Raw genomic sequence first — 12,357 nt, 5'->3', positions numbered from 1 at the left:
GCAATTCCGCAGTGTGTGATTACCAGCTCCGCATTGACTACACGACATATCTATACCTCTTGATCAGTTCCTTGGCGGTTTTTTAAAACGGCGTTGGCTGCCATTTTCTCTTCGAGCCTGCCTGTGTCGCGCAGTTTCTGTAACTGTGCATCCGGCAAGTCTTGATATGTTTCTTTCAGTCCATTTGCTTCACGTACTTTCTTTACTGCCGAAGTACCTGCGTATAGAACGGAGTTGAATAGCCCCTTGCCGAAAAGCTTGGCTCCAGCCAAAGCAGTGTCTTTGGCACCTATCGCTCCAGACACTTCTTGATAAGCATCCTTGAGATCGAAATAGGGAGATTTCGATTTTTTTTCCTGTTGTGAAGCCTCGTCGCTATCCATTGCTAGCTATCCTGCGAGCTACTAAAAGGAGGCGATTTTAACCATTTTGAAATCATTATGCCACTGCCTTGGATTGCAACCCACATCCAATAATCGGTGGATGTTGAAGGCGACACTGGTCGATCTCAAAGGCTATCCGGAACCCCCACCTTTATCTGATGGGCTTGGAATACTCACCATGATGTCCTTGTATCGATAATGAGGGTTGGCGGCTGGGCTTTGTAAATAGCAAGCGCAAGCTTACGGACACATCCATTGATGGCTCCAAGCTACCATCATTGTCGATCACTCGATTATCCTCACTTTTTCTTGTACGGAGGTTCAGCCATTAACTGAGGTGATCGGATAGCGCTCTACGGCGGCAGGGAACAGCAGCGAGTGATTTTTCGCGAAGGGAGTGTTGGACCTTGAGCTGGGGGCATCCTTTTCAAACCATCCAAAGTATACCCTCAGATGTGCCCCCAATGTAGCAATCCACTGGAAGTGAATGGAGCTCCATGGTTTGTGGAAAGGCAAAAATGATCAGATGAACAGCCTGCCCGACGACGCCTAGAGACTCTCAGGGTCGCCAAAAAACATTTTGACTTGGCTCTAGGACGGTTATTTCAGGTCGAAAAAAAAGAGTTGTGCCCCCATTTGTGCCCCCACTGGCATCGGCTGTGCTAGCGATCGTGAATGGCGATTCCTGATAAACACCAGTGTGGCTTTGGCTAGCTTCCAGTGTACGCCCTGAAGTCAGTATTTAATGTTCTTGTGACAGTCCTCATCCTGCCTCGGCGTTGCGTTGCAGTATTTTTATGCTGCAATGCGTCGGCAGCAGCCTTCCATCTGCGTGCAATCGATTTGTTTCTTGTTTCGGATTTGTACCAGGTCATGCGGGGCTGCCACCGTTTGTGCTGACGCTGGACAACGCCGAGGGCTACTTCAACCCGTCCTCGGTTATTCGCAACTCCGCCAAGCATGGTGTGAAGGCTTTGTACGAATTGCCCAAGATCAAGAAAAAATATGCAGCGTTCCTGGAAGATAACGCCCCTGATCCGGCGCAATTTTTCCTCAGGGACACACCGGCGCCCGTGTACCAGGGTGGCCAATGATGGGAAGGAATCCAGCGCTCGACACCGTAAAGAACGTGCTCAACCAACAGCGCGTGCGTATTTCGTTTGATATTGATGACACCCTGGCCTGCCAGCCGCACCACAGCGCCGCTGAAGACAGCAAGCTGCCGGAATGCGTGCACCGCTGGCTGGGTGAGCCGTTGCGCAATGGCACTCGCGCCCTGATCCGCGAGTTGCGTCGGCAAAATTGCAGTATCTGGGTCTATACCTCTTCTGGGCGTACACCGGCCTACATCCGCCGTTGGCTGTTGCTGTACGGCATCCACGTCGATGGCGTGGTCAACAGTGTACGCCATGGCCATGCGCTGGCTGCACGCGGGTTGTCGAACGCGCCTTCGAAACTGCCGACCGCCTTTGATATCGACCTGCACGTGGACGACTCCGAAGGCGTGCAAATCGAAGGTTACGACCACGGTTTCCGTGTGGTTGTCGTGCGTCCGGATGATGAGCAATGGGCGCACAAAGTCCTGGAAGCCGTCGCCCGGGTGCAAGCGCAACTTGCCTGGCAACAGCGACCGCGCCGGCACAAGGTGCCTGCGCCGGTCTATTCGGGAATCACCCTTAACGGCTGAGGGTTTCCAGGAACTGTGTGTGTTGCAGCACCTGGGAAAACATCGGCAGCGTGAATTGCTCGGCGGCCTGCTGCTGTTCGCTGGTGAAGGTTGCCGTGCAGTCGGACAAGGTGACCACGTTGTAGCCCTTCTCGTAGCCTGAACGCACCGTGCCTTCGACGCAGCAATTGGTCAGAAAACCTGCCACCACCAGGTTCTGGATGCCGTTGTTGCGCAGCACCAGGTCCAGCCCCGTCGTCGCAAAACCATCCAGCCCACGCTTGCCCTCCACCAGGATATCGCCGGCCTCGCGGCCCACAGCCTCGGTGATCTCGGCCCCCCAACTGCCGGTGCGAAAAGCACTGCCATCAGCCACACCCTTCAATATTCCATAGTCGCGCGTGGTCAGCTCCGGGTAACCCTCGGCGAACTGGATCGGCAAATGGATGATCTTCACGCCCAGCTTGCGCGCCTGCTGCACCGTGGTTGCAGTGTTGGCCAGTATGTCGCCAATACGCATGACGTCTTTGACCGCATCATGAAACACCCCGCCGGGTGTGGTGAAGTCGTTCTGGAACTCGATCAGGACAAGGGCGGTGCTGTGTGGGTTCATCGTGGACCTCCGATCAGTGGGTAGGTATACACAACTTTGAGTGTTACGCCGGACCTGTGGGAGCGGCGGTGCGACGATTCGACTTGCTCACGAAGGCGGCCCATCATGCTACTAGGTTTTCTTGGGTGTACATCGCTCTCATGTGGGAGCTGGCTTGCCTGCGATAGCTGTATGTATGGCGCTGGAGCTTTATGGTCGGAGTACATATCCGTTATTTAGGGGATGGCTGATATGGGTTCCGCCCTTATGTATGGACTCGCCCCCACTGTCTACTCGCTTTTCAAACACTGCTACCCGGTTGCATCTATGTATAAGGCCTGTTCGAGGAAGCTGTCTTCGGCTTCTGGCCAACATTGGTTGAGCTCGCGGCATGCCGATTACGTTCAGGCCTCGAAGGCCGGTAAGGGCGCAGGCGTCAATCCGCGACGGTCTGACCTGGGGTCAATGTTGTCTAGCAGGGGCTGGAGCGCCTTGGCGCCCCGGTGGCAGAACGCTGTCGATCAGTGACTTGGCGCAACTGGCCGGCCATCGGCCGGTTGGCTGCGATAAGTCTGGTCATTTTGTAGCAGTACCCAAACGATTCGCAGGTTGCGGTTCGCCAACCGTACCGCGGCTTCCTTGCGTCTCAGCCGACTCAGCCAGCGTTGCAACCGACGATCGTCGGGCTGCTCCGAATCAGGGCGCAAATGCCTCAATACCGCGTGCGCCCCTTGAACCATCAGACTGCGCACATAGCCATCGCCTCGTTTACTCATCTTGCCCAAGCGAACCTTCGGCCCACTGCTGTGCTGCTCAGGCACCATGCCGAAGTAGGCCGCGAACTGGCGTGCATTGGCAAAACGTTCAGGTTCGGTCTGCTTGGCCAAAAGCGCCGTGGCGATGATCGGGCCGATACCGCGCACGGTCATCAGTCGCCTGGCTGTTTTATCCTCGTTCGCGGCGCTCTCCAGGCGACCGGTCAGCACGTTGACCCGTTCGCCTAGCTGGCGCCATTCGCCCAGCAGTTCGTCGATCAGCTCGCGCAACATGTCTGGCAGCGGTTGGGTCGCATCTTCTAGCACCCGAGGCAGGGTCTGGTTGATCGCGACATCACCTTGCGCCAAGGTTATGCCGTGCTCCATCAGCAAGCCCCGCATCTGGTTACTCATGGCGGCGCGCCGCCGTACATAACCTTGTCGGGCACGGTGCAATGCCTGCATCGCCAGTGCCGTGGCACTTTTGATGGGCACCGCCGCAATCTTGCTGTCCCGCCCCTCGCGCAATATGGCCAGTGCATCATTGCGATCATTTTTTGCACCGCTGCGATGTTTAGCCACAAGCTGCGCCGGAAGAATTCGCGCCAAATTGCCCTGAGCTTGTAACTGCCGCGCCCACGCTTGAGCGCCAGGGCCCGTTTCCACCAGCACCACGACGTTTGGCGGCAGTTTGCGCAGGAAAGCGTGGAAGGCTTCACGCGACTTGATGCGTTCTTCGTAAAGCACGTGGCCAAGGGCATCTTCCCCGCGACCTGAAATACCTGCTTGGCAAGATCGACGGCCACTGTCGTGCAGGTCGATAGATCGGTTGAAGACAGGGACTGTTTAACCGTCGTATGCTTTTTCATGGACTCGCCCTCGCTGTCGTTGGCTTCTTAGACTGCCACCGTGGCGCATTGACGCCTCGGCGCGGGCGAGTCCATCCAATTACGGCGGCTCACTTTTGAGAAGCGCAAAAGTAAGCAAAACGCTCTTGCCCCACCACTCGGCACCTCGCCTAGCCTGCGTTCGGCCAGCGTGGTTAACGGGGCGCCTAAGATCAAAAGCCAGAGCCCAGGGCCAGGGCTTCGGGATTGGTCAGGTCCAATCGTTGTGTAGATACCTATGCCGATCAATGGGCCGATCAATGGGTTAAAACACGTGGCTACCAGCCACCGGGAAACCATTGCCGGGCGAGCTGCACCGTTACGCGCAAGGTGTGCTGGCTTTGTTCGCACGCAAGCGCCTGTTCTTCAGGCGACGCCGGTTTGCTCCACTTTGGCTGGGTTGCCAAGCGCTGTGCATAGCTAGCTTTAAACGCAGGGCTGGCCTCGCCAGTCAGCCGCATCGCTTTAGCATAGTCCGCCTCGAGATCTTCGGGCAGCGAACCACAGGCCAGTTTGGCTTGCTGATAGCGCACGGCGTACATGAAGCCATCAGTGGGGGCTTCGTCGTAGGTGTAGCGGGAGGGTTCTGCGGCCATGGCAGTACCGGTGAGGAATAGGGCGATGAGGAGGGGGCGTCCGTGCATGGGCGGGGAAAGTCTCGGGTGGTTGACGGTGCGTTTGACCTAAACACGAGTTGTATAGCATTGAACAGGTCACTCGTTAACTATACGTGCCCGGCTTGAATTGCAGCGACCAAGGCAATGGGCCATCATTGTTGGCCGCTACGAGCCATTCTTCGTATGCCGGTCGGATTTATAGGGTGTAAGAAATGTTTAGGCGTCTCATGGACTTGAGCAAGCGGTTGCGCAAGGATTTTGCTGCTGTAGCGGTTTCCAAGGAACAGGTTCTGCACTCGATGGAGGTGGACCCTCAGGCAGGACCCGTCGGGAGTTTGCCCGCGAATGTGCTGGACTACTGGCACAGAGCGCTGATTGCCGATGACTTGGGTGGCCTGCAAGCCACCGATGTCCGCATCCCGGTGACAAATTTCGCGGGGCTGGCCTGGCCCAACTTCAATCTCGGTTTCGGCAAGCGTCGGGCGCTGGCACTGGGCATTCTCACTGAGCGTGCCGCAGAGGACCGGCGAAAACAGCAAGCGCAGGCGCTTGAGGCCTCAGAGGACGATGCAGAGGGTGCGCAGGAGGCGGACGAGCCGGATGACGATCCGCGTATTCCCATGGCGCTGGTGTTCCATCAAACCACCTCATCAAGCGATGAGGTCCAGGTCACGTGGCCCGACCCGGATAAAAAGCCTGCGCCGGGCGCGAAAAAAAACCGCCTCAAGCCCGACCGGCTGAATATCGCGTTCTGGTTTCCTTTCGACCTGAACGACAAAAACCAAATATGCCTACCACGCGACCCCAACGATTGCCGGCCGCGTGTGGTCCGCCAATGGCTTGAACCGCAGCCATTGATGGCGGCCAACGACCTGCCGCCGGCCATTGGCCACTTCGATTGCTATCGCGACGAGCTCAAGCTATTTCTCGCGACGTTGAGCCAAAGCGCCAATTTGAGCGGTTATGTCGACGCCTGTTTTGCCTTGTTCGCCCGCGTTCAAGCGGATGGGGTTGAGACGGGAATGGCGCCGATCACGGGGCAATGGGTTGCGGTGCCGCGACAGCCTGGCTATGCAACACGTGCGCTCGCCAACATGTATGAAGCGATCCCCAATGCGCCGTCCATCGGCGCACTAGAGCAGCTCATAGGCGCCGGACGACACCGTTCGGCTGTCCAGGCAGGCGGCATGGCAGCGCCGCAGGTGACGATCCGGCACGTGGCCATGGTCGATAAGGCCACACACCTCGACAAGCCAGACGTCAATCGCGGCGCAGACCCCTTGAACGAATCGCAGCGCCGCGCATTGCACGCCCTCGGCCGGTTGGGTGAGCAGGTCGGGGTGGTTGCGGTCAGTGGGCCGCCGGGCACCGGGAAGACGGCCATGCTGCGTGCGATGATCGCCAACCAATGGGTGTTGGCGGCTTACGATAACCGCGAACATTGCCCCGTCACGTTTGTGTGCGGGGCGACCAACCAGAGTGTCGAGAATGTGATGGGTACGTTCAATGGTGCCGTAGGCAGGAAGCATGCCCTGGCACGTCGTTGGTTGGACCCTACGGGCAAGCCACTATTGGGTTTCACCGCCAGCGCACCGTCCAAGGCCAAGGGGAAAACCCATCGCAGCAAGTTCACCACGCTTGAAATCCGGCAAAAGCAGTTGCGCATCTTGGGCGTCGGGTCCTCCAGCCTCAAGCAATCGTACGAAGACGGTGTTGCGGCAGCCCTTGCTTTGGCGCGGCACTTTGAAGATGCCTTCCGCGAGCTGCCAGAGTTGTTCAATGCGTTGTTTAGCGTTGAGCAGAAACATCAGGTCAGTGATGCCACGCGTTTTATCTATCTCATGCAGAAGAGTGCTTCGACAACGCCTACGGCGTCGACCCTCTGCGAGCACTTGAACACGCTGACCCAGGTATTGCGCAGTGGGTTGGCCTCGGCAATCGAGCGCCAGGCTGACATCGACGCGTTGATCGAGCCCAGTGAACTGGCTGCGCGCTTTCCCAGTGAGGTATGGGCATCTTCCTGGGCCATCGACATCCTCGCGGATTTGCGTGTGGCCGCAACCCCCGAGGCGCGCCAGGCGCAGCAGCAGAAATTGTTGGACGTGGTGTGGCGGCCGATTATTTTCCAGTTGGCCGCGCGTTACTGGGAGACGCGTTGGCTGGCCAGTGTGATCGCAACCCCCGAGCCTGGCAGCCGAAAGAACGCACTCAGGCACGCAGCCATGCTGTTTCCGTGCATTGTCGCCACCTTGCATAGCGCCCCACGGTTACTGGGAGAGGGCCGTAGGCCGCTGTTCGCGTTCCTGGATTTGCTGATTATCGATGAGGCGGGGCAAGCTGCGCCGGAGCTGGGTGTGCCGGTGCTTAGCCTGGCTAAAAAAGCCGTGGTGGTCGGCGATATGAAGCAGCTCTCCCCCGTGTCTTCGGTAACACCCGAGGTCGATGCGCGCCAGGTGCAGGACCGTTGGGCCGATCCGTCGTCTTTGGGCGCCTTGCTCGCGCGTGGCGCGGACTCCGCCACAGGTTCAATCATGAAGCTTGCCGCAACCGGGGCATCGTTTGCCGAGGCCATGCCGGACGGACGGCTACGGGACGGGCTGCTCCTGCGGGAGCACTACCGTTGTGCAGAGTCGATCATCAATGTGTGTATCGATTTGCTGTACCACGATCACGACCGTGATGCCGAGGGCGGGTTGCTCAGCAAAGAGTTGGAACCCAAAGTGCCCAACCCGCTGGCAGGGCTGTTCGCGGATGCCGAGTTGCCCTTGCTCGAGGGCGAAGCTGAAATGCAGTTGCGCAAACGCATGAAGGCAACGTTCCCGCTACCGCCGCTCGGGTTCTATCAGACCGGTGGCCCGAACGATGAGCCCTGCAAAGGCGACTCATGGTCCAACCCTGGAGAAGCCAAGGCCATCGTGGACTGGCTTAAAGAGCACGGACCGCGCCTGGCGAAGTGGGTCGCCAGGGTCGAAGGCCACCCGGAGCAGCCGATAGGGTTGGAAAAACTTGTCGCGGTCGTCACGCCATTTCGAGGCCAGGTCGAAGCGATAAAGCGTCGGGTGCGCGAAGAACTCGACCCTGATGACGCTGACCTGAGTGAGCGTTTGACCATCGGTACGGTTCATACCCTTCAAGGGGCGGAGAAACCTGTGGTGTTGTTCAGTGCCGTGAATCGGGAAAGCCGCGCCAGCCGTCGAACCGATACCAATCATCGTGAGCGGGTGTTTATCGATCGTGACGATGGGCGCCTGCTCAACGTAGCGATCAGTCGTGCGCAGAAAAGCTTCATTATGTTTGGCCATTCCGATCTGTTTTTTTCCCAGCAGGCGATGGACCTGAACAATGATTTGCCTTCGGCTGTGGTAGGACGATGCTTGGCCGGTGTGCGTGAGCCAGAGCATGAGCGGTTCACCTGCGCCCCGCGGGTGCCAGCGTGCAAGCTCGGTCCCGCCACGCTGATGGTTGTCGAATCCTTGCACAAGGCGAAAATCATTCAAGAACTGGTACCTAGCGGTACTCAGGTGTTCGGCTGTGGCGGTCATATTCGTGACCTCCCAGGCCCCGGTGCGATCAGTTGGCGTGATGGGCTCAAACCGCACTGGCAATTGAGCGAGCGCGAGGGCAGTGACCTGGCGGCGTCCCTACGCAATACCGGCAGCCGTTTACTGCAATGCACTGAGCTGGTGTTGGGGACGGACGATGATGCCCAAGGCGAAGCGATCGCCTGGCACATGATCCAGGTACTCAAGGAAGCACCGTGGTTCATGCATATCCAGAGGGTGCGTCGGGTAAGGTTTCATGCATTGACCACCCCCGAAATGGCCCGATCATTTAAGGAGGGTCGGTGTGTACAGGTCGAGGGCGCTACCGCCGACGAGCGAGCTGGCAGCGCTTGCCGGGCCTTGAATATGGGCTTGGCATATGGAGCCATTGCCCAGCGGGTGCTGGACAACCTCATCGGCTCGGTCTACATGCGTCACGGTATTGTCGGGGGCGGACGGGTCAAGGGGCCCTTGCTCAGGGTACTGGCAGGCCATGGTGACTCCCCGGGGTTACCCGGTAAACGGTTGGGTGTCGCGATAAACCTGAAAGTGAACGATACCCTCGTGCCGGCTCGCTTGATGGTGCGGCGCGGCAGCGAAGCCTGGCGCGCGTGGGGCAGTGACCGCACAGAGAGCGTTCACACCTTGATCGACCAACTGAGCGACGCGGTGGTTTCACCGACACCTTGCCTGCTCGAGCATGAGGACTTGCTGCTGGCACCTGCTCAAAGCCTGGGCACTAACCTGGTCCTGCAAGAGGCGTTCAGGCGATTTGGCTGGATGCCGTCGAGCACCATGAGCACGTTGCAAAAACTGTATGAGATGCGCGAGGGGCAGGACGAGCCCGAGTCAGCACCGAACGACAATGGTTGGGCTGCATTGGATGCGCAGGGGCGCCTGTTCCTGACCGAGTCCGGACGGCGCCAGGCAGATAAGGTGCTGAACAACCCTTGGCTGAACACAATCAGCGCCAATGCGTTGTTGATGGCCTTCGACGATGCGCTGACCCACCTGTCCCAATTGCCGGATGCAGGGGAGGCGGACTACCTTGCGTTCGTGCACACCTGGGCGGCGCAGTTTGATGATCAGTGCGGCGCGCAGCCGGTTGCGGGCCCCCATGCACCAACGGTCGATGCGCAAGGCGCTGAGGTCGCGCTGTTTTCCCTGCAGCCCGCCGTCGAGCTGAATACGTGGGGCGCGCCTGCCGGTTCGCCTTCACCCGCTGAGGCCGAGCAGCACGACGATGATCCCGCGCCTGGCGCGCAAGCCCGCCCGGTTTCGGACGGCGGCCGCAGCGGTGCCCACGGAGCACTGGTGCCTCTGGACATCAGCCTGGAGGGCGACAGCCCCAAGATGGCCGCGCTTACCCCGAGGCAGCGGCAACTTTACGACCTGATGTCCAAACTGATGTTGGCCTCTTCCCTGCGAGATGGACAGTTTCAGACTGTACGCCGGATTTACCCCCTGACGTGGCCGGGTAAACCGGCTGTCCGGCAGGTTGAAATTGGTGTCGAGGTGATAACAGGCAAGCCGGGCAGCTACCCAGGTTGGTTTGCGCTGGACCCCGATGGCCTGCACCAGCACACGCGCAATTGGGCGTCGGCAGAGATGGAGGTAGTGCTCGATGAGCAAAGCCCTCGCTTGCAAGTGATAGTGCAAGACCACGGCATACGCACCCGCTCGCTGCTTGAGCCGACAGTCGATCATTTATTGGCGTGGATGCAAGCGCGTGGACACGGTAGGCCCTCGACATTCGGCAAGCATATCGATGATCTGGTACGTGGCAATACGTCGAACACGCGCGCGGAGGGCACTGCCGATGAATAGCAGTTTTGCCGCCATGACCCTGATGCGAAACGCCTATGAGGCCGCATTGCGCGACCCCTCGGACGCAGTTGCCCAGGCAGCGTTCGTCGCTGCGCACCAAGCGCAACAGCACACGTTCGTTGACTCATTCGACGTCGCGGGCATTACCTACCCGCGTACTGATGGGCACACACTGAGTGAGCGTGAAGCGCGCGAGGTGATTTCCAGAATCCTGTCCAACCCGGCGTACAGCGTATCGGACCTGCGGCCCAGCGTCATTGAAGCGGCCTATCCGCTACAGGCAGACGTGCTGCGTGCGGAAATCGAAGCCACGGTCGTGTTGGCCAATAAAATCAATGGGCTCGACTGGCGCACCGACGCGCTCGATGCCAGCACCAAGCAAGCGATGCGTGAACTGCTACGCATGCCCACCTTGGCGGGCGGCTACAAAATCATTTCCCAGGTCAAGTCCGCGGCCAACGCCCAGGTGTTGAATATCTACCGTGGCTACGATGCCGATCACTTGATCCCCGACAAGGCACTGCGAGGGTCACTGCACAGGGGGCAGTCTTTCAGCCTTGACCAGAGCTACGCGACGTTTATGCAGGATTCACAGAACAGAGGATCGCAGCATAAATTTGTGACGGACGCCCAGAAACACACACGCAAACGGCTGCGCGGCGATCCGACACTGCCCGCGAAAAACCCAACGACTGGCGAGTACCTGGAGCATGTGCTTGAGTGGATGACCCATGTCTATACCACCGCGGATCTGGGTGTGGATGTGGCCGTCAGGAACAGTGGCCTTGCCAACTCGGATGAATTCAAACGTTTCAACGTCAAAGGTTTTGCCTTGGCGCAGGCAGGGTTCATGACGTGGAATGAACGCAAAAGTGTCGGCCGCGCCGTCGCCATGGTGCTCCTGATTGAGGCGCGTGAGTTCTACACGGCGGCCGGCTGGCCCATGGATAGGGAGTTGCCTTTGTTCTACGACGTACCTTCTACAGTGACCCAACAACCGGTGCCTGTGACATGAGCGACAACATAAACCCATCAACACCCGCCCATGGCGCCCGGCGCTACCAGCTTGCCGACCTGACAATGGCCGCCGGGGTGCCCTGGTTTGCCGTGCACGTGTCGGACGAAAGCGGTCATACATCGTCCTGGATTATCAGGGGGGAACTGGACGGTGAGCATTTACGCCTGCAACCACAGGTTTGGGTGCCAGATGCCATCCAGGCCATCGTCAGTGATAGCGACGGCCAAGTCTGGGCGATCACTAGCGAAGATGAGCTGATCACCAACACCGACCTTGGACAGGTGGCTGGATGGCGGCAGGTTACGCCCCATCCACAGCTCAACGCGCGCGATGAGTGGTACTCCCGCACACTGGGTTATGTGGCCACGGATGGCCAGAACGTCGAGCTTGCTGAATGCCTGTGTTGGGCGAGCGATGGCTTGTTGATCGGTACGTTCAGCCGCCGGTTGTATCGTTGGACATCGGGCGATGTTGCTCGCCTTGAACACGACGATCACGTTGTCGGAACGCTGGGTGGTGTCAACAACATTGTCCAGACGCAAGACGCAATATACGCGCTGGGGTATGCGGGCCTGATCCTGCGTCGGCCGGTGGGCGGGACCTGGCAGCGAATTGATGGACCATGGCCGACTGAGGCCGGCGCGTTCATCAATATGATTGCCGGTGTCGAAGGTCCGAGAGGGGAATTGTGGGCCATTGCGGCGGGCGGTTCGGTCGTCAGCGTTGCGGGTGACGTGACCCGCACCATTGCACAAGTACCCGGTGAGCCTCTGGGCATCACCCGGTTCCAGCGCCAGTGGTTCGTGTCGACCCTCGACGGTTGCTACGAACTACCGGGGGATGGTGACACGGTCCTGATTAAACGCGATATTTTGATGGGTAAATCGATTGATGCCGGGAACTGCCTGATTGCCGTCGATGCCGAGCCACAACACGCCGATCACGCGCAGGTCCACCTGTGGTTGCGCACCAGAAACCGCGATGCTTGGCTGCGCCCAATCATTTGCCGGGCCTGATTGAGGCGTTAAGGCGCAAGCGCGCGGGGATACGGGCTTGCTTTCGAGGCGCAA

General features: G+C 58.9%; 7 protein-coding genes and 2 pseudogenes. 5 read left to right on the top strand and 4 right to left on the bottom strand.

Annotated features, from left to right (window positions below; genetic code table 11):
• Positions 1–50: 50 nt before the first annotated feature.
• Positions 51–383, bottom strand: a complete 333-nt coding sequence (locus OC605_RS10775; RefSeq protein WP_262137018.1) for a hypothetical protein — start codon at positions 381–383, stop codon at positions 51–53.
• Positions 384–1,258: 875 nt separating this feature from the next.
• On the opposite strand from OC605_RS10775, the pseudogene OC605_RS10770 reads away from it, so the two are divergent.
• Positions 1,259–1,477, top strand: a pseudogene (locus OC605_RS10770) (hypothetical protein); the annotation flags it as partial.
• Positions 1,477–2,070, top strand: coding sequence for a hypothetical protein (locus OC605_RS10765; RefSeq protein WP_262137016.1), 594 nt, complete (start codon positions 1,477–1,479; stop codon positions 2,068–2,070). The pseudogene OC605_RS10770 and the gene OC605_RS10765, both read left to right, overlap by 1 nt.
• Here OC605_RS10765 and OC605_RS10760 read toward each other — a convergent pair.
• The 3 genes and pseudogenes from OC605_RS10760 to OC605_RS10750 all read right to left on the bottom strand — a co-directional run bounded on the left by OC605_RS10760 (position 2,060) and on the right by OC605_RS10750 (position 4,879).
• Positions 2,060–2,662, bottom strand: a complete 603-nt coding sequence (locus OC605_RS10760) for a cysteine hydrolase (protein ID WP_071488379.1) — start codon at positions 2,660–2,662, stop codon at positions 2,060–2,062. The genes OC605_RS10765 and OC605_RS10760 overlap by 11 nt on opposite strands.
• 500 nt (positions 2,663–3,162) lie before the next feature.
• Positions 3,163–4,265, bottom strand: a pseudogene (locus tag OC605_RS10755) (IS110 family transposase).
• Between the two features lie 296 nt (positions 4,266–4,561).
• Positions 4,562–4,879: a hypothetical protein gene (locus OC605_RS10750; RefSeq protein WP_057010989.1), complete on the bottom strand. Its 318-nt coding sequence runs from the start codon at positions 4,877–4,879 to the stop codon at positions 4,562–4,564.
• A gap of 233 nt (positions 4,880–5,112) precedes the next feature.
• On the opposite strand from OC605_RS10750, the gene OC605_RS10745 reads away from it, so the two are divergent.
• From OC605_RS10745 to OC605_RS10735, 3 genes are read left to right on the top strand one after another with little or no spacing between them, the layout of a single operon-like run.
• Positions 5,113–10,269 (top strand): AAA domain-containing protein, encoded by a 5,157-nt coding sequence (locus tag OC605_RS10745; RefSeq protein WP_262137012.1) that lies wholly within the window; start codon positions 5,113–5,115, stop codon positions 10,267–10,269.
• Positions 10,262–11,284 carry a hypothetical protein gene (locus OC605_RS10740; protein WP_262137010.1) on the top strand — a complete coding sequence of 341 codons (1,023 nt, stop codon included), beginning with the start codon at positions 10,262–10,264 and terminating at the stop codon, positions 11,282–11,284. Before OC605_RS10745 ends, OC605_RS10740 begins: the two co-directional genes overlap by 8 nt.
• A complete protein-coding gene (locus OC605_RS10735) occupies positions 11,281–12,303 on the top strand; it encodes a hypothetical protein (protein WP_262137008.1) in 1,023 nt (340 codons plus the stop codon). The genes OC605_RS10740 and OC605_RS10735 overlap by 4 nt, the downstream gene beginning before the upstream one ends.
• The last annotated feature ends 54 nt before the right edge of the window (positions 12,304–12,357 follow it).

The sequence above is a fragment of the Pseudomonas sp. Marseille-Q5117 genome (genome assembly GCF_946901175.1).
GTDB classification, from domain to species: domain Bacteria; phylum Pseudomonadota; class Gammaproteobacteria; order Pseudomonadales; family Pseudomonadaceae; genus Aquipseudomonas; species Aquipseudomonas iranensis.
Note: the sequence above shows the minus strand (reverse complement) of the source record. Positions and strands in the feature narration are given on the sequence as shown.